Origin of the sequence: Streptomyces sp. NPDC018031, assembly GCF_044327625.1 — a bacterium.
Classification (GTDB): Bacteria; Actinomycetota; Actinomycetes; order Streptomycetales; family Streptomycetaceae; genus Streptomyces.
Genome location: NZ_JBIRFT010000020.1, coordinates 82804 through 99450, shown reverse-complemented (window position 1 = coordinate 99450; position 16647 = coordinate 82804). Strand labels below are relative to the sequence as shown.

General features: G+C 76.3%; 13 protein-coding genes. 6 read left to right on the top strand and 7 right to left on the bottom strand.

Going from position 1 to position 16647, the window contains the following annotated elements; all coding sequences use genetic code 11:
- Nucleotides 1-9: 9 nt before the first annotated feature.
- The 3 genes from ACH4B3_RS30095 to ACH4B3_RS30085 all read left to right on the top strand — a co-directional run bounded on the left by ACH4B3_RS30095 (nucleotide 10) and on the right by ACH4B3_RS30085 (nucleotide 2429).
- Nucleotides 10-393: a hypothetical protein gene (locus ACH4B3_RS30095; protein ID WP_398468172.1), complete on the top strand. Its 384-nt coding sequence runs from the start codon at nucleotides 10-12 to the stop codon at nucleotides 391-393.
- 228 nt (nucleotides 394-621) lie between these two features.
- Nucleotides 622-1761: an L-histidine N(alpha)-methyltransferase gene (locus ACH4B3_RS30090; RefSeq protein ID WP_398468170.1), complete on the top strand. Its 1140-nt coding sequence runs from the start codon at nucleotides 622-624 to the stop codon at nucleotides 1759-1761.
- Nucleotides 1758-2429: a hypothetical protein gene (locus ACH4B3_RS30085; RefSeq protein WP_398468168.1), complete on the top strand. Its 672-nt coding sequence runs from the start codon at nucleotides 1758-1760 to the stop codon at nucleotides 2427-2429. Before ACH4B3_RS30090 ends, ACH4B3_RS30085 begins: the two co-directional genes overlap by 4 nt.
- Before the next feature lie 55 nt (nucleotides 2430-2484).
- Here ACH4B3_RS30085 and ACH4B3_RS30080 read toward each other — a convergent pair whose 3' ends face one another.
- The 7 genes from ACH4B3_RS30080 to ACH4B3_RS30050 all read right to left on the bottom strand — a co-directional run bounded on the left by ACH4B3_RS30080 (nucleotide 2485) and on the right by ACH4B3_RS30050 (nucleotide 13863).
- Nucleotides 2485-7254: a hypothetical protein gene (locus tag ACH4B3_RS30080; RefSeq protein WP_398468166.1), complete on the bottom strand. Its 4770-nt coding sequence runs from the start codon at nucleotides 7252-7254 to the stop codon at nucleotides 2485-2487.
- Between the two features lie 124 nt (nucleotides 7255-7378).
- Nucleotides 7379-8281 (bottom strand): hypothetical protein, encoded by a 903-nt coding sequence (locus tag ACH4B3_RS30075; protein ID WP_398468164.1) that lies wholly within the window; start codon nucleotides 8279-8281, stop codon nucleotides 7379-7381.
- A 253-nt stretch (nucleotides 8282-8534) separates the two neighbouring features.
- Nucleotides 8535-10097 carry a hypothetical protein gene (locus ACH4B3_RS30070; RefSeq protein WP_398468162.1) on the bottom strand — a complete coding sequence of 521 codons (1563 nt, stop codon included), beginning with the start codon at nucleotides 10095-10097 and terminating at the stop codon, nucleotides 8535-8537.
- 49 nt (nucleotides 10098-10146) lie between these two features.
- Nucleotides 10147-10791: a pyroglutamyl-peptidase I gene (pcp, locus tag ACH4B3_RS30065; protein WP_398468160.1), complete on the bottom strand. Its 645-nt coding sequence runs from the start codon at nucleotides 10789-10791 to the stop codon at nucleotides 10147-10149.
- Nucleotides 10792-10871: 80 nt separating this feature from the next.
- Nucleotides 10872-11840: a DUF979 domain-containing protein gene (locus tag ACH4B3_RS30060; protein WP_398468158.1), complete on the bottom strand. Its 969-nt coding sequence runs from the start codon at nucleotides 11838-11840 to the stop codon at nucleotides 10872-10874.
- A complete protein-coding gene (locus ACH4B3_RS30055; protein WP_398468156.1) occupies nucleotides 11837-12562 on the bottom strand; it encodes a DUF969 domain-containing protein in 726 nt (241 codons plus the stop codon). Before ACH4B3_RS30055 ends, ACH4B3_RS30060 begins: the two co-directional genes overlap by 4 nt.
- A 572-nt stretch (nucleotides 12563-13134) precedes the next feature.
- Nucleotides 13135-13863, bottom strand: a complete 729-nt coding sequence (locus tag ACH4B3_RS30050; protein WP_398468154.1) for a GntR family transcriptional regulator — start codon at nucleotides 13861-13863, stop codon at nucleotides 13135-13137.
- Nucleotides 13864-14155: 292 nt separating this feature from the next.
- On the opposite strand from ACH4B3_RS30050, the gene ACH4B3_RS30045 reads away from it, so the two are divergent.
- Genes ACH4B3_RS30045 through ACH4B3_RS30035 form a run of 3 tightly spaced genes read left to right on the top strand, consistent with a single transcriptional unit; the run spans nucleotide 14156 to nucleotide 16544 of the window.
- Entirely contained in the window at nucleotides 14156-14932 is a 777-nt protein-coding gene (locus ACH4B3_RS30045) for a LamB/YcsF family protein (RefSeq protein WP_398468152.1), read from the top strand.
- A complete protein-coding gene (pxpB, locus tag ACH4B3_RS30040; RefSeq protein WP_398468150.1) occupies nucleotides 14929-15666 on the top strand; it encodes a 5-oxoprolinase subunit PxpB in 738 nt (245 codons plus the stop codon). The genes ACH4B3_RS30045 and pxpB overlap by 4 nt, the downstream gene beginning before the upstream one ends.
- Nucleotides 15663-16544, top strand: coding sequence for a biotin-dependent carboxyltransferase family protein (locus ACH4B3_RS30035; protein ID WP_398468148.1), 882 nt, complete (start codon nucleotides 15663-15665; stop codon nucleotides 16542-16544). Before pxpB ends, ACH4B3_RS30035 begins: the two co-directional genes overlap by 4 nt.
- The last annotated feature ends 103 nt before the right edge of the window (nucleotides 16545-16647 follow it).

The following is a 16647-nucleotide window of genomic DNA, read 5'->3' as shown; positions in this document are numbered from 1 at the left end:
GAGGACTCCATGGGCAAGGATCGCGACATCCCGCCGCGCGTCCCAAGCGGCGGACGGGCGGAGGGGATCCGTCCGCTGTGGACCGAGGAACCGGCCCGCCGGTACAGACTGCCTGATCCGGTGCGTGACGCGGCCGTCCGGGCGGTCATCATCGTGGCGGTGACGCTGGTGCAGGCGATGGTGGCGGTGCTGTGCACGCTCGCCGGATCGTGGCTGGCGTTCCCGATGGTGCTGTGCACGGTGGGCAGCACGGTCGCGGCCACCTGGGGGGTGCTGGACGTCTGGGTCACCCGGCAGGTGTGGCGGCAGCGGCACGGTGTGGTCTCAGCACCCAGCAGCTCCGCCCGTCAAGTACGCCAATCACGCCGCCCGCGGCGGCTGTCGGGAATCTGAGGCGGTTTCCGGCCGCCTTGGGGTGAGCCTTCGCGATCGCTCTCCCGGGGGAGCAGGTGGCGGGGGTAGGTTCGGTACGTCCGCGGACGCGGTGTGTCCGCGGGTTCCGCAGGTCCGCGGGGTCCGGCGCGCCGGCCGTCCGGCGCGCTCGCGGGCCCGGTGTCACGCTCACCGGTTCCCCTGCCACGGCACGGGAGCCGGGTCACGCTCACAGGGGGTCAGGCGCGCATGGCAGCACGGGACCAGGCGGTCCACCGCATTCCGGAAATCCTTCATGACACCCGCTGGACCGTCTGCCTGGTGGGTGAGGAGCAGTCGGCCAAACTGGCGCAGGTCACCGCCGGGCTGCGGCTGCCGCCCGACCGCACCGGCTCCGGCAAGCTGATCACCTCGGGCTTCTCCTACTGGGGGCTGGAGTCCACGGTCGCCTGGGCGCATGCCTGCAACGACCTCTACTACCCCGTGATGCGGGAGAGCATCGAGTCCTTCAGCAGGCGCTGGCACGGGATGGCCGCCGCCCTGCCCGACGGGCCGCTGCATCACGTCAGCCTCGGGCCCGGCACCGGTGAGAAGGACCAGGCCATCCTCCGGCACCTGGCGGAGCGGGGCACCCCGGGCTGCTACATACCGGTCGACGTGAGCGCCGAGATGCTGCGGCTGGGGCAGCGGGCCGCGCTGCAGAACCTCCGGTTGCCGCCCGGGGAGGTGCTGCCGGTGCAACTGGACTTCGCGCTGCCGCGCAACCTGGACCGGCTGCGGGCGCTGGTCGCCCGCACGGTCGGCGACGAGCCGGTGCTCTACTCGCTGCTCGGCAACACCCTGGCCAACTTCGACAGCGACGCCCAGTTGCTGAAGCTGCTGGTCGACAAGGTCCTGCGGCCGCAGGACCGGTTCCTGCTGGAGGTGGCGAACACCGCCGGGCAGGACGGGTCGGCGGCGCTCGCCGCGGCCCAGGAGTACGAGAACAGCCCGCGCTTCCGGGAGTTCGTCACCAGCGCGCTCATGCAGTACACGGACCTGCAGATCGACATGAACAGCCTGAGTTGCGAGGGATCCGTCGAGGACGACCGCGCCCTGCTGGTGAAGGTCGTCTACCGCAACCGGACCGGCGGGGAGCTGACGCTCACCCTGCCGGACCGCAGCTCGGTGCCCTTTCCCGACCAGGACACCATCCGGCTGTACCTGAGCCGCAAGTACACCCAGCAGGGGCTGGAGAAGATGCTGACCGAGGCCGAGGTGGTCAAGGCCGGTGAGGCGTACGACGGTGGGAACACCGCCTTCGACCGGCCGGTGTTCGGGATGACGCTGCTGCTGCTCCAGTCCTCCGGCGCGCCGCGCGACCCGGTCGGTCCCAACCCCTTCGCATGAGCGGGGCCGGCCCCCGGCCGCCTCGGCCCGGTCCGCCGGAGTGGCTGAGCCGGCCGTTCTTCGCCGCGGTCACCTTCGCCTGCCTGCTGCTGGCGCTGGGCATCTGCGTCCGCTGGTTCACCGTGGCGCCGCCCCAGGGCCGCTACGAACCGGCCATCCAGACGTTCGCGCTCGTCGCGGCGATCACCGGGGTCTTCGCGGAGCGCCGGGCCGCCGCCCGGGAGCGGCGCGACCAGGCGCTGGTCGCGCTCGCCGACGAGCTGGTGAAGAACACCGAGATCCTGTACGGGGAGGGGTTCGCCCCACTGGACCGGCACGCGCCCAGGGCCCGGGTCTATCCGCGGCTGGTCCAGTCGGCGACCGACGCGGCGCTGGTGTCGGGGGTGTTCTGGGAAGCGGCGACCGCGGACCTGCCGGCCCTGCTGCACGACTGGCGGGACGCGGTGCACGACTTCAACCGCCGGCTGGACCTGGCCGAGCTGCGCACCTATGTCGGCCTGGTACCGGACGAGGTGCTGATCGCCATCGACGACGCCCTGCACCGGGAGGACGGCCAGCTGGCGGAGTTGCGGCGGCTGCGCGCGGTCCTGGAGCGGGTGCTGCGCGAGCGGTACGGGCGGCAGCCGGGCGTCGCCGAGCGGCTCGCCCTGCTGCCGGCCCGCTCCTGACGGCGGCCCGCGCCCCGGCAGCGGCCGGGCCGCCGCCGGGGCGGGTACCGGTGGCTCAGCCCCGCCCGCTGCCGGACGCCTCGGGACGGTGTTCCGCGGGCGCGCCGGGCCGTGCCCCCGGCGTGCCCGGGTCGCCACCGCCGTCCGGGCGGCGGAACATCCGGGTCGCCGTGATCTGGCCGTGCACCGCTTCGGCGTCCGGGGCCTGCTCCGGCAGTCCGGGCCGCAGATGCTCCTCCACACTGATGTACTTCAGCCCCGCCCGCAGGTCCGCGTCGTTGCGCAACCGGATGACCAGCGGGAACTCCGCCAGCGCCGTGGTGTCGAACAGGCCGGTGGTGTACAGCAGCTGAACGCCGAGGGCGTCGGCGACCGCGCGCTGGAGCTCCAGCAGATAGGTGGCGTTGGCCCGCCCGATGGGGTTGTCCAGGAAGAGCGTGCCGGCGTGCCGCTGCTTGTCCCGCCCGCGGTCGTTGCTGCGCAGCGCCGCCATGGTGCAGTACAGGGCGATGGCGGCGGTCAGCAGCTGCCCACCGGAGAACACGTCGCCCATCTGCCCCACCGGCACCCGCTCGGCGCGCAGCACCGCGTCCGGCTTGAGGATCTCCACCGCGACGCCGCGCGGCTGGAGGGCCGCCTGCACCCCGCGCAGCAGCAGCGACATGCCGTCCCGGCGCAGGTCGGAGTTCTTCCGCACCGCCGACCGGGTCGCCTCGTCGATGACCTCGCCGAGTCGCTCGGTCAGCGTCGCCTGGTCGGGGTCCTCGAAGCGGATGCGCAGGAACTCCTGCCCGGACCACTCCCCCAGGCCCTCCGGCAGCCGGGACAGCCGCTGCGCGGAGCGCAGCGTGGCCAGGCACGCCTCGACCAGGCCGCGCAGCCGGTCCACGATGCTGTCGCGGTTCCGCTCCAGCTGGGCCAGCTCGTCGGTGAGCACCCGCAGCCGCGGGGCGAACGCCTCGGACCAGGCCGCCGCGTGGTCCGGGAGCGAGGCCGCGGGCAGCTCCCGGATCTGCTGGCGGGCGGGGGTGCGGACCTGCTCGTAGCGGGTGGAGTTGGCGTGCCGGACCAGGACGTCGCTCGCCTCCCGCACCGCCGCGTCGGCCGCCGAGAGGTCGCCGGCACAGCCGCGCAGCGAACGGCGGGCCTCGGCGGCGGCCTGCCGGGCCTCGGCGAGCGAGCCGGGGTAGCCCTCGGGCTCGGCCGCCCCGTCGGACTGCGTCTCCTGCTGCCCGGGGTGGTCGCGGAGCAGGTCGCGCAGCATGGCGGCGATCTCGTCGAAGCCGCCCGCGGCGTCCTCGGCCGCGCGGTGCGCGCGCAGCAGTTCGGCGTGGCCGCCGCGGGCGGTCTCCAGCGCGTCGGTGCGGACCGCCAGCTCGGTGTTGGCGGTGCGCAGCAGTTCCTTGGCCTGCTCGGCGTCGGCCGGCACCCGCTCCTCGGGCAGCTCGGTGTGGGCCTCGCCGTCGGTGGGCGCCAGCCGTTCGGCCTCGCCGCGCAGCCGGCCGAGCTGCTCGCTCGCCGCCGAGGCGCGGCCCTCCAGCATCAGCACCAGGGACTCGGCACGGGCGGCGGCGGCCTGCCGGGAGGGGCCGTCCGCGCCGTCGGTGCCTTCCAGCAGCTGGGCGGCGCGGGTGCGGACCTTGTTGGTGAGCCGGTCCAGGGCGGCGAGCGCGGCGGACTCGTCGCTCTCCGCGCGGGCCTGCTCGGCGCGGAGATCGGCGCCGACGCCGACCTTCTCGTACACCTGGGAGGCCGCCCGGTAGGCCTCCCGCAGGGCGGGCAGTGAGGTCTCCGGCGGGCTGTCCGCCGTGTGTTCGTCGAGGTCGTCCGGTACGCCGGCGATCTCGGCCCGCTCGGCGCGCAGGGCCCGGGCGGTGCGGTGCGCGTCGTCCGCGGCGCGCTGGGCGGCGCGGCGGTCCTCGTCCGCGGCGCGGGCCCGGTCCACGCAGGCCGCGGCGCGTTCCTCCCATTCTGCGGCCTCGTCGGCGAGTTCCCGGGAGCGGCTCTGCCAGGCGGCGCGTTCGCGCAGCCGGAAGGCGAGCCCGGCCAGCGCGTCGGCGGCCCGGCGGGCCCGCTGGGCGGCGTCCTGGCGCTCGTCCCGGACCCGGGCCGCCTCGGCGGCCGTCTCGTCGGCCTCGGCGCGGGCGGTGCGGGCCTCGGCGAGCTGCCGCCGGGCGGTGTCGGCGGCGGCCTCGGCCCGCTCCGCGGTGGTCGCCAGTTCGGCGAGGCGCCCGGGCGGGCAGCCCTGCCGCCACGCGGTGAGCCGGGCGGCCAGGGCCCGGTCGCCGGAGAGCCTGGCGGCCAGGGCGCGGATCTCCTCGTCACGGGCGGCGGCGCGCTGCCGCAGCTCCCGGCGTTCGTCGTCGGCGGCCCGTTCGTCGTGCATGGCCGGGTTCGGCGGCACCAGGAAGACCGAGGTGTCCTCGGCGCCGGGTGCCGGGGTGGGCGCGAGCAGCGCGGCGGAGGTGCCGACGGCGACGGCGGAGCGCGGCAGCAGGGACGCTCCGCCGAGCACCTCACGGGCCCGGGCGTGGGTGTCGGGGTCGGTGATGACGACGCCGTCGACCAGTTCGGGCCGGGCGGCGAGCACCGCGGCGTGGTCGGCCGGGTCCACCGCCTGGGCGAGGTAGCGCCAGCCGGGCAGGGCGGGGATGCCGTGCTCGCCGAGGTACTCGACCGCGGCGAGCACGTCGGGGCCCGGCGGCAGCAGTCCCCCGTCGCCGAGCGCGCCCAGGATGCGGGAGTCCTCGGCGGCCGCGGTGCGCAGGTCGAACAGCTGGCGTTCGGCGGCGGCGACGCCGTCGTCGAGGAGTTCGCGCAGCGCGTCGGCGTTCCGGTCCAGCTCCTCGGCGGTGAGCGGGCCGTCGGTGACCGGGCGGCGGCCCGGCCCGGGCGCCGGGTCCTGCGGGTGGCCGGGGCCGGGCGCGGCCGTCCGCTCCGGGCCGCGCGGGCCGGGCACGGTGGCGGCCGGAGCGGCCGGCTGCGGCAGCCCGAGGAGTTCCACCAGCCGCTGCTCGGCGCCGAGCGACTCCGCGGCGCGCCGCTCCGCCTCGTGGGCCGCCTCGGCGGCCTGCGCGGCGTCGGCCGCCCGGGCGGCGGCGAGTTCCGCGCGGCTCTGCTCGGCGGCCGCCTCCCGGGCCCGTTCGGCGGTGCCGCGGGCGGCCTCCCGGGCGCTGTCCCAGGCGGCGACGGCGGTCTTCTCGGCGTCGCTGGCCGCGAGCGCGGCGCGGGCCGGGTCGGCGTCCGGGGCGGAGTCGTCCAGCCATCCGGCGCGCACCGCCTCGGCGGTCTCCTGTTCGACCTCGGCCAGCCGCTGGCGCAGGTGGTCGGCCTCGCTGCGGGCCCGCTGGGCCCCGGTGGCGGCGGCGGTGGCGTCCCGGTGGGCGGCTTCCCCGGCCTGCTGGAGCGCGGCGGAGCGCTCCTCCTCCTCGGCGGCGAGCCGCTCGCCGGCGGTGGCCGCGGCGTGCAGGGCCCGGACCAGGTCGGCGGCGGCCGCGGCGCGGGCGGCGAGGGCGGGCGCCGCGTCCCGTTCGGCCTCCCGGATCGCGGCGGAGACCCGGGCCGAGCGGTCGGCGGCGGCCCGGTGCCGCAGCACCGTCTCGGCGGCCTGCCAGGCGGAGTGCAGGGTGCGGGCGTCGTTGAGTTCGCGGCGCTGGGCGGCGGCGCCCTTCTCGGCGGCGGCCAGCGCCAGCGAGGCGTGCCGGTAGGCGAGTTCGGCGGCGACCAGGGAGGCGCGGCCGCGGGCCTCCTCGGCCTCGGTGACGGCGTGCGCGGCGGCCGCGACGGCCTGCGCCAGTTCCGCGGCGCGGGCGCGCTCCTCGGCGCCGCGGGCGGAGAGCCGGCGGGCCAGCGTGCGGGTGCGGCGTTCGGCTCCGGCGTGTACGTCGCGTGCCTGGTCGCGGCGGTCCGCGGCTTCGCTGATACGGGTCAGCAGGTCGACCGATCCGGCGGTGAAGTCGCGTTCGGCGGTCAGTTCGGCGCGCCGGCCGAGTTTGTGCGCGAAGCCGTGCACGAGGTCGGCGAGCCCGTCGGTGTCGCGGGTGTCGGTGACGGCGCGGAGCAGCAGATCGGTGAAGTCGGAGTCGTTCTTCACCGCGAACAGGCCCGCGGCCTCGCCTTCGTCGGCGTTCATCTCGCGCTGGTAGCGGAAGAGTTCGGGGTCCAGGCCGAGCTCGCCGAGGTGCTCGTTCCACCGCTCGTGGATCTCCACCCAGGCCACGTCCAGGTGCGGGTAGGCCTTGCCCGCCTCGGTGAGGGCGTCGCGGAAGCCCTTCATGGTGCGGCGGCGGCCCCGTGCGCCGGAGACCCCCTCGGCGGTCCTGCGTACCGCGGTGGACTCGGCGACCGGCAGCGAGTCCAGGCTCATGCCGGGGCCGGGCCGGAAGGAGTACCAGGCCTCGGCGAACTTCCTGGGGTCGTTGGAGACCTGGCGCCCGCGCCACTCGCTGACCTTGCCGACCACGACCGTCTCGCCGGTGACGGTGTGCTGCCACTCCAGCGCGACGTGCCCGCAGTCGTCGGCGAGGAGGAACTTGCGCAGCACGCCGGAACTGGCGCCGCCGAGGGTGTTGCGGTGTCCGGGCAGCATCACCGAGAAGATCAGCTTGAGCAGGACGGACTTGCCGCCGCCGTTCTCCAGGAAGAGCACGCCGGCGGGCGCCGGGCGGCGCGGCGGGCCGACCGGCTCCTCCTCGAAGAACTCCGCCTGGGCGGGCGCCGGGCTGGGCACCGGCTCGCCGACTCCCCGCAGGTCCAGCACGGTGTCGGCGTAGCGCGCACCGGCGGGCCCGATGGAGTAGAGGCGGACCCGGGACAGCTCGTACATGGCGGCGGACTCTCGTTGTCGTGAGGGGCGGGGGACGGTGCCGCGGGACGGTTCCCGCGGTCCCGGACGGGCCGGCGGCCGGTCTTCGGTACGGGTGGGACGTGCGGTGGGGTGCGGCGCGGGGTCAGGAGTGGAACGGCAGCCCGGCGTCGGCGACCAGGTCGAGGTCGTCGGAGTCGTCCGGCGGCAGCAGGGTGGGGCTGCCGTCGGCGACCGGCACGATGCCCAGCTCCAGCAGCTCGCCCAGCGCGGCGCTGCCTGCCAGGTCGCGGACCTGCAACTGGTAGCGGGCGGTGGTGCGGTACGCGCCTCCGGCGTCGTCCCCGGTGCGCTGCAGGAACCCGGAGTCGACGAGGAAGGCGACGGCCTTGCCGATGATGCCGGTGGTGGAGCCGGCGAGCCGGCGCGCGTCCTTGGTGGCGCCGGTCGCGCTGCGCCGTGCGTAGACCCGCCAGGCGGCTTCCAGCCCGGGGGCGCCGGTGGCCGGGTCGGTGTTCTCGCCCTGCCGCTCGGCGCGCTCCTCCAGCCGCCGGCACGCCTGGCGGACGAAGGCGTCGACGCCGTTGACCGTGATCCGGCCGATGTAGCCGTCGTCGGCGAGGTCCTCGGGGCGCGGAAACGCCATCGCGGCGACGGCCAGGTGGGCGAGGCCGTGCAGGAAGCGGTCCGCGGAGTCGGTGGCGGCGCGGCGCGCGTAATCGCCCATGCGGACCGCGAAGACGGAGTCCTCGGCCGCGGTGACCGCCATCCCGGCGCGGGTGGAGACCTCCAGGACGATCAGTCCCAGGCCGGCCGCGACCGCGTCGGCGAGCCGGGCGAAGGCGGGGTCGTCGCGGTGGCGGCGGAGCAGTTCGGCGTACTCGGCGTCGCGGGCGGGCAGCAGCTTGGGCTGGAGTCCGAAGGCCACCAGGCGCGCGGCGTCGGCCGCGTCGGCGGGGGTGACGTGCGGGGCCGCGGCGGTGTCCGGGGCGGGCGGGGCGGACGCCGGGTCCGGTGGGGTCGCGTCGTCGGCGTCGTACTCGGTCACGGGTGGAGCTCCTCGCGGGGGGCGGTGCTACGGGCGGCGCCGGGCGCCATGGCGTCGGTGGTGCGGCCGGTCCGGCGCGACCGGCCGGTGTCGCGGCGGGCGGTCGCCGGCAGCGGGCGGGGGCACGGGGATCGCGGGGCGCCCGGCCGCGGCCCGGCCTGGGGCGGCCGCCCGTGGTGCGCGGTCCGCCGGCGGCTCGCGGCGGCCGGCGGCCGGGCGGCCGGGCCGGCCGGACCGCTGGTCGGGGGTCTCATCAGGCCGCCTCCGTACGGTCGGCCGCCATGCCGGCCGCGTCCAGCAGCGCGGTGCCCACGATGAGGTCGGCGCCGCCGAACTCCGGGTCGTCCAGTTCGGTGCCGTCGTCGACGGCGAACAGCAGCCGCTGCTCGCCCTGCCGGTAGGCGGTGCCCACCGGGGGGCTGGCCGCGTGCACCGCCAGCAGGGCGACCAGGTAGGGGAGTTCGGGGTCGGTTCGGCGGGCGTCGGCGAGCAGGCCGGAGAGCCGGCGGGGCGCGTCCGGCGGCAGGTCGAGGAGCTCCATGGCGACGGCGAGCTGCTCCTCGCTGAACCGGCTGTCGTCGGGGGTGGCGATGAGGTCCGGCTCGGGCATCTCGGCCCCCAGGTGCTCCCGCTCCACCGGCGGGGTCAGCAGCATGTCGACCAGGTCGCCGACGCGCACCGCCACCGGGGTGCGCAGGCCCGTGCCCCGGGCGAAGAAGGCGTCGGTGACCCGGATGGCCCGCTCCACCGGGAGTGGCAGCACGGGGGCGACCAGCTGTCCGTACAGGTCGAGTCCGGCGCGTGCGGCGGGGGGCGCGAAGGCCTGCCGGTCCTGCTCGGCGCGGAACAGCGGGCCGGCCTCCAGCAGCCGGGACTGCAACTGGGTGTGCCGGCGGATGCAGTCCTTGACTATGTCCACCAGCTCGGCGGCGCGCCGCTTGTGCTCCGGGTCGCTGCCGGAGGCCGCCTCGTCGCGCACCCGGCGGATGTTGGTGAGGATGGCGTTCTCGTGGCGGTAGCGGTCCGCGACGTGGTCCAGCGCCTCGGCGATCATGTCCGGGACGGTGCTCAGCCAGTCGACGGCGCGGACGTTGCGGCGGGTCGCGTCGAGCGTCCTGCGCAGCGTCTCGGAGTACTGCACCGTCCGGTAGCGGGCCTGCTCGGCGGCGAGCTGCGCGTCGGCCAGGCGCCCGCGGTTGATGAGCACCTCCAGCTTCACCTCGGCGGCGATCTGGGCGCTGGTGACGTCCGTGTCCAGGGCGCCGACCAGGACGTTGACCGCCTCGTCGGTGGTGCGCAGATAGACGGTGCCGCCCGGGCCCGGCACCTCCTCGATGAGCTTGAAGTCGTAGTCGCGGCGGACGTAGGCGCCCTCCGCGTCGAAGGTGCCGTAGACGGCGCGGAAGCCCCGGTCCACGCTGCCGACGTTGATCAGGTTCTCCAGCACCCAGCGGGCCACCCGCTCGTGCTCGGCGGCGGGCCGGTCCGGCGCCTGGGCCGCGACGCGGGGCAGCAGCCTGGCGACTATCTGCTCGTGGTCCGCGCCGGTGTCGAAGTCCATGTTGAGGGTGACCAGGTCGATGGCGGCGAGGGCGACCTCGGCCATCGCGTAGATTCCGTACTCACCCGCGAGGTTCGCCTTGCGCGCGTCCAGGTCGTGCAGCGGGGCGGTGCACGCCAGGGCACGCAGCCGCCGGGCCAGGCCCTCGTCGGCGGCCGGGCCGGGCGCCGGGCGGACCAGCCCGTTGAGCTGGGGCGCAGCCGCCCCCGGGGGTACAGAAGTCACGTCGCACAGCGTAGGCCGTCGCACCGACATCGGACGAAACGGCACGGTACGGCGGGGGTGCGGCGGCGGGTGGGGCGGGTCAGTGCGTGGCGCCGCCCACGGCCCGGATGTCCTCGGTACGGGCCGCCGCGGTGGCGGCCACCGCCCGCAGCCCGTCGGCGACCGCGGCCACCGGCAGGGCCGGGGCCGAGCGGTCGAGCACCTGTTCCGGGGCGTACGGGACGTGCACGAAGCCGCCCCGCAGGCCGGGCCGCTCGGTGGCCGCCAGGTGCAGGAGCCCGTAGAAGACGTGGTTGCACACGAAGGTCCCGGCGGTGTGCGACACCGAGGCGGGCAGGCCCGCCGCCCGCGCCGCGGCGACACAGGCCTTGACGGGCAGGGTGGCGAAGTAGGCCGCGGGGCCGCCCGGGACGACCGGCCGGTCGATCGGGCGGCGGCCCGCGTTGTCGGGTATCCGGGCGTCGTCGAGGTTGATCGCGACGCGTTCCACGGTGAGGTCGGGGCGCCCGCCCGCCTGGCCGACGGCGATGACGACGTCCGGGTCGGTGGCGGCGACCGCGGCCCGCAGCGCGGTGAGCGCGTCGCCGAAGACGCAGGGCAGTTCGGCGGTGGTGAGGGTGAGGCCGGGCAGCGGCCGGCCGGCCGCTGCCCGCACCGCCTGCCATGAGGGGTTGGTCCGTTCGCCGTCGAACGGTTCGAAGCCGGTCAGCAGGACTGTGGTCATCGGGTGTCTCTCCCGGTCGGGGCGGGGCACTCCGCGGCGGGTCCGCCGGGCGGAGTGCCCCGCGGTGGGGGCCGGAGCCGTCAGAAGGCCACCAGTGCCATGATCACGATGTTGCAGCCGAGGAGTACCGCGGCGGTGGGCAGCTGCGCCTTGATCGGCCCGTACTGGTCCTTGAGCTCCAGCAGTGCGGCCGGGACGATGTTGAAGTTGGCGGCCATCGGGGTGGCCAGGGTGCCGCAGAACCCGGCCAGCATCCCGATGGCGAGGATGGCCGCCGGGTCCCCGTCCATCTGCTGGACCAGCACCGGCCAGCCGACCGCGGCGGTCATCACCGGGAAGGCGGCGAAGGCGTTGCCCATGATCATGGTGAACAGGGCCATGCCGACGCAGTAGACGACGACCGCGAGCAGGAGGGAGTCGTCCGGCAGCACCTTGGTGGTGAGCTTGCCGACCTCGGTGCCCACCCCGGCGACCGAGAAGATGCTGCCGAGGGTGGCGAGCAGTTGCGGCAGCAGCATCGCCCAGCCCATGGCCTCCAGCATCGAGCGCCCGGCGTGCACCGGGGTGGCGATCCGCTTCTCGCGGAGCATCACCATCCCGACCGCCAGCGCGGCGACGGCGCCGATGCCCAGGCCCAGGATGGTCTCGCTGCCCTTCTGCAGGACCGGCTCGCCACCGACGGAGAGTTCCTTGACGCCCACCGCGCACACCATGGCGACCACCGGGATGGTGAGGGCGGGGATGAAGAGCCGGTTGCCCAGGCGGGCCGCGCTGCGCACGCGTTCCTCGGGCGTGGTGGTGCGCACCTCGCCGCGTCCGGTGAGCCCGAAGCCGGCCAGCGCGGCCATGCCGAGGACGGCGACGCCGAGCGGTTCGGCCGGGGCCCGCTTCTCGACCACCCAGGAGCTGTAGACGAATCCGGCGCCGATCAGCCCCCAGAAGGCGGCGGTGCCCAGCCGCTTGGGGTTGCTGCGGTCCCGCAGCATCTGCGCGGCCATCACCAGGAAGATGGCTCCGACGAGCCAGAAGAACCACTCTGCCTTGATCACTTGACGGCCTCCGTGGCGTCCCGGCCCGGTGCGGTGGCGGCGGAGCCGCCCGCGGTGCGCATCTCCCGCTCCAGCTGCCGGTCCAGGCGCAGCAGCCGCCAGCCGTGCACGGCCAGGGCGCACACGGCGGTGGGGATCGCCCACAGCGCCAGGTGCAGCGGTTCCAGGTGCGTGTGGTACGTGGTGTTGACGAATCCGGTGATGAGCAGGATCGAGCCGACCGCGAGGAAGACGTCCTCGCCGAAGAAGAGGCCCACGTTGTCGGCGCTGGCCGAGTAGGACCGGATCTTCTCGCGGACCTTCTCCGGCAGCGGGCCGTGGCGGCGTTCGGCGGCGCCCTCGGCCATCGGGGCGACCAGCGGCCGCACGGTCTGCGCCGGGCCGCCGACGCTCACCAGGCCCAGCGCGGCGGTGACCTGGCGCAGCGCCAGGTACAGGGTGAGGAAGCGGCCGGTGGTGAGCTTCGCGAACCGCGCGATCAGGGTCCGGGCCTGCTCCTGGAGGCCGTGGCGCTCGAGGAGCCCGATGACCGGCAGGGTGATGGCGAAGATCGTCACGGCCCGGCTGGAGGCGAAGCCGTTGCCGAAGGCGGCCAGCACCTCGCGCGGGCTGAGCCCGCCGAGGAGCCCGGTGACGATGCCTGCCACCCCTACCACCAGCAGGGGGTTGCGTCTCGTGGCGAAGCCGATGACGACCACGAGCACGCCGAGGAGAACGATCATGCGTCCGCCTTCCGCGTGGAGACCCCGCGGGGGGCGGGGAGGATTGACCGGAGGCTAGGGGATTGTTCAACGATCCGACAAGAGGTTGATCCGTGATCGTTGGACGGTGGCCACGCTCGCCGGTGGATGCCCTGGCTCCGTCGCCGCACGGCCCGCCGCCGTCCGCGCCCGCCCGCCGTCCGGCCCCCGGTGCCCCCGCCGAGAGACCCGCCCCGGCACCGCCCGACACGGCCCGGCACCGCCGGCACCACCCGACACGGCCCGGAACGGCACGGCGCGGCACGGGACGGCCCGACACGGCACGGCCCGATACGGCCGCGGCGCCCTCCGCTCGCCACGGCCCGCCCCGCCGGGCCCGGACCGCCGACCCCGGCGCTCCGCGCCCCGGGCCCGCCCCGCTCCGGCGCCCGGGCGGTCCCGGCCGCCCCGCCGGCCCGCCCCGGCCGCCCGTCCCGCACGCCCGCTCCCGCTCCCGCGCCCGGACCCGCGGCCGCCCCGGCTCGTGGCGCGCCCCCTCTCGAGGCGCGCCCCCGCCCCGCGCCTCCCGCGCCGTCGGCCGGCGGCACCGCGTCTCAGCCCTGCGGCAGCCGCTCCGCATAGGCCCCGGACAGCTGCCGCCGGGAGTCGTCCAGATAGGACGCGAGCAGCCGCTCCGCCTCCGCCGCGTCCCCGGCCTGCAGCGCCTCCAGGATCTGCCGGTTGCGGGTCAGGTACGGCGCGTGGAACCGGCGCGGGTCGTCCATCACATGGAAGACCAGCCGCAGTTCGGCCAGGACTCCGCGCATCAGCTCGTCGGTGCGCGGACTGCCGGCGAGGGCGGCGATCGACTGGTGGAAGCGGATGTTGGCGGTGGACAGGTCCTGCCACTCGCGGTCCTGCGCGGCCCGCTCACCGGCGAGGACCGCCGCCGCCACGGCGTCCAGCGGGTACGGCGGCTCGCCCAGGCTCCGCACCGCCGCGCACTCCACCAGTTCGCGCACCCGGTAGATGTCGGTCAGGTCCTCGACGGTGACCACCCGAACGAACACCCCCCGGTTGAGTTCGTGCACCAGCAGCCGCTCGTGGGTGAGCAGCCGGAACGCCTCCCGCAGGGTGTTGCGGGAGACGCCGAGCGCGCCCTTGATGCTGTCCTCCGACAGCCGGGCGCCGGGTGGGAAGAACCCCTCGGCGATCCGGTCGCGCAGGATGGCCGCCACCCGCTCCGCGGTGCTGGTGCGTCCCAGCAGCGCCCGGTCCGTCTCCAGTCCGGTCACTGACACCGCTGTCGCTTCGGCGAGTCGCCGGTCGGTCCCGCTGGTCACACCGCTCTCCTTGCCGCGCCCGGCGCCCTCGGGGGCGCCGGTTCCGTCTCCGTGGGCCGCGCCGCGGCGCGGGAAGCCGAGCCGAGAAGGGAGACCGGAACACCGTCCCTCTTGTCGGATCGTTCAACGATCCCGTACGTTGAGCGCGACCGGAACCGCCCGGTGCGCCTTCATGGAGCAGCCTACGGACGCGGACCGGCCGATCACCTCTGCCCTGCCCGTGCCCCCGGCACCGGTCGGCCCGCGACCGGGCGCCCCCCGCCCGAACGCCCGAACGCCCGAACGGACGGACATGACCGACACCGCGCTGGACCCGTCGATCGACCTCAACGCCGACCTCGGCGAGGGCTTCGGCCGCTGGCGGCTCACCGACGACGAGGCCCTGCTCTCGGTGGTCACCAGCGCCAACGTGGCGTGCGGGTTCCACGGCGGCGACCCCTCGACCATGCGCCGGGTCTGCGACCTCGCCGCCGAGCGCGGGGTGGTCATCGGCGCCCAGGTCTCCTACCGCGACCTGGCCGGCTTCGGACGGCGCGCGATGGACGTGCCGCCGCGTGAACTCGCCGACGAGGTCGCCTACCAGATCGGCGCCCTGGAGATCTTCGCCCGGGCCGCCGGCGCCCGGGTCGCCTACGTCAAACCGCACGGGGCGCTGTACAACCGGTGCGTGCACGACGAGGCCCAGGCCGGAGCCGTGATCGAGGGGGTACGCATGGCGGGCGGCGGGCTGCCGGTGCTCGGGCTGCCCGGCTCCCGGCTGCACCGGGCCGCCCGGGCGGCCGGACTGCCCGCGGTTCCCGAGGCGTTCGCCGACCGCGCGTACGCCGCCGACGGGACCCTGGTGCCGCGCACCTCGCCCGGAGCCGTGATCAGCGACCCCGGCACGGTGCTGGAGCGCTCGGTGTCCATCGCCCGGGACGCCTCGGTCACCTCGGCCGACGGGCGGCGCCTCGCGGTCCGGGTGCGCTCCCTGTGCGTACACGGCGACACCCCCGGGGCCGCCGCCCTGGCCCGCCGGATACGCGACGGGCTGGACGGCGCCGGGGTGCGCGTGGCGGCCTTCGCATGAGCGCCGGCGCCTCCGGGCGGAGCGGCGGGCGGTCCGCGCCGGCAGCGGTCCGCGCCCTGCCGGTCGGCGACCACGCGCTGCTGCTGGAGACCGGCAGCGGCGCGGCGGCCGAAGCCCTGCACGCCGAGATCCTCCGCCGGGCGCGGGCCGGTGAACTCCCGCCGGTCCGGGAGATCGTGCCGGCCGCCCGGACCGTGCTCCTGGACGGCGTGGCGGACCCGGCGCGGCTCGCCTCGGAGGTGCGCCGCTGGCACGTCCCGCCGCTCGCCCCGGGGCAGGCCACCGTCGTCGAGGTGCCGGTGCGCTACGACGGGCCGGACCTGGCCGAGGTCGCCGCGCGGTGGGGAGTGGCGCCGGACGAGGTGGGTGCGGTCCACGCCGCCGCCGAGTTCCGGGTGGCGTTCTGCGGCTTCGCGCCGGGGTTCGGCTATCTGACCGGGCTGCCCGAGCACCTCCATGTGCCGCGCCGCGCCACCCCCCGCACCTCGGTGCCGGCCGGATCCGTCGCGCTGGCCGGCCCGTACACCGGGGTCTACCCCCGCTCGTCCCCCGGCGGCTGGCAGCTGATCGGGACGACCGACGCGGTGCTCTGGGACCCCGCCCGGGAACCGGCCGCGCTCTTCTCCCCCGGCACCCGGGTGCGGTTCACACCCCGGCCCCCGGTGCCCCGGCCGCGGCCGGCGCCGGGGCACACGACGGAGGCCGGCGGGGCCTCGGTGGGGGTGGAGCGGTGACCGGCGGCGCGTTCACCGTGGTACGGGCCGGAGCCCTGACCACCGTTCAGGACCTGGGGCGGCCCGGCCACGCGCATCTGGGCGTGCCGCGCTCCGGGGCGCTGGACGGCGACGCCCACCGGCTGGCGAACCGGCTGGTCGGCAATCCGGTGACGGCCGCCACCCTGGAGACCACCGTCACCGGCTGCGCGGTGCGGGTGCGCCGGGCGGTCTGGGCGGCGGTGACCGGTGCCGCCTGCGAGGTCACCGTGGACGGGCGGCCCGCGGCCTGGGGCGCGCCGGTGCGGGTGCCGGCCGGGGCGGTGCTGGAGGCCGGGCCGGCCCGCCACGGGGTGCGCTCCTATCTCGCGTTCGGCGGCGGGATCGCGGTCGAACCGGAGATCGGCAGCCGCTCCACCGACGTGCTCTCCGGGCTCGGGCCGGCTCCGCTCACCGACGGCCGGGTGCTGCCGCTGGGCCCGCCGCCCGGCCCGCCGGCCGCCGCCCCGGCGCCGGCCCGGGCCGGGTTCGCCGCCGAGCTGGTGCTGCCGGTCGTCCTCGGCCCGCGCCACGACTGGTTCACCGCCGCCGGCCTGCGCACCCTGACCGGCGGCGGCTTCCGGGTGTCGGCCGCCGGCAACCGGATCGGGCTGCGCACCGAGGGACCGGCGCTGGAGCGTGCGGTACCGGGTGAACTGCCCAGCGAGGGCATGGTGCTCGGTGCGCTCCAGGTGCCACCGGACGGCCGGCCGGTGCTGTTCCTCGCGGATCACCCCACCACCGGCGGCTACCCCGTGGTGGGCGTCGTCCCCGAGGCGTACCTGTCCGCGGCGGCCCAGGCCGCGCCGGGGACGCCGGTGCGTTTCACGCTCCGCGCCGCTCGCCCCCGCGGCCGCTGACGGAATCCCCCTCCCCTGCCCTGACGCCGCTTCACCGTCCGGGCCCTCAAGCCGCCTTCACCGTCCGGCCGGGTGGACGTCACCGTTCCGCAGCGCCCCGCGG

Excerpts from the sequence above, each read along its gene's own strand:
- pcp (WP_398468160.1), bottom strand. The coding sequence starts at position 10,791 with ATGACCACAGTCCTGCTGACCGGCTTCGAACCGTTCGACGGCGAACGG.
- ACH4B3_RS30085 (WP_398468168.1), top strand. The coding sequence starts at position 1,758 with ATGAGCGGGGCCGGCCCCCGGCCGCCTCGGCCCGGTCCGCCGGAGTGG.
- ACH4B3_RS30080 (WP_398468166.1), bottom strand. The coding sequence starts at position 7,254 with ATGTACGAGCTGTCCCGGGTCCGCCTCTACTCCATCGGGCCCGCCGGT.
- ACH4B3_RS30055 (WP_398468156.1), bottom strand. The coding sequence starts at position 12,562 with ATGATCGTTCTCCTCGGCGTGCTCGTGGTCGTCATCGGCTTCGCCACG.
- ACH4B3_RS30095 (WP_398468172.1), top strand. The coding sequence starts at position 10 with ATGGGCAAGGATCGCGACATCCCGCCGCGCGTCCCAAGCGGCGGACGG.
- pxpB (WP_398468150.1), top strand. The coding sequence starts at position 14,929 with ATGAGCGCCGGCGCCTCCGGGCGGAGCGGCGGGCGGTCCGCGCCGGCA.
- ACH4B3_RS30045 (WP_398468152.1), top strand. The coding sequence starts at position 14,156 with ATGACCGACACCGCGCTGGACCCGTCGATCGACCTCAACGCCGACCTC.
- ACH4B3_RS30090 (WP_398468170.1), top strand. The coding sequence starts at position 622 with ATGGCAGCACGGGACCAGGCGGTCCACCGCATTCCGGAAATCCTTCAT.
- ACH4B3_RS30070 (WP_398468162.1), bottom strand. The coding sequence starts at position 10,097 with ATGTCGGTGCGACGGCCTACGCTGTGCGACGTGACTTCTGTACCCCCG.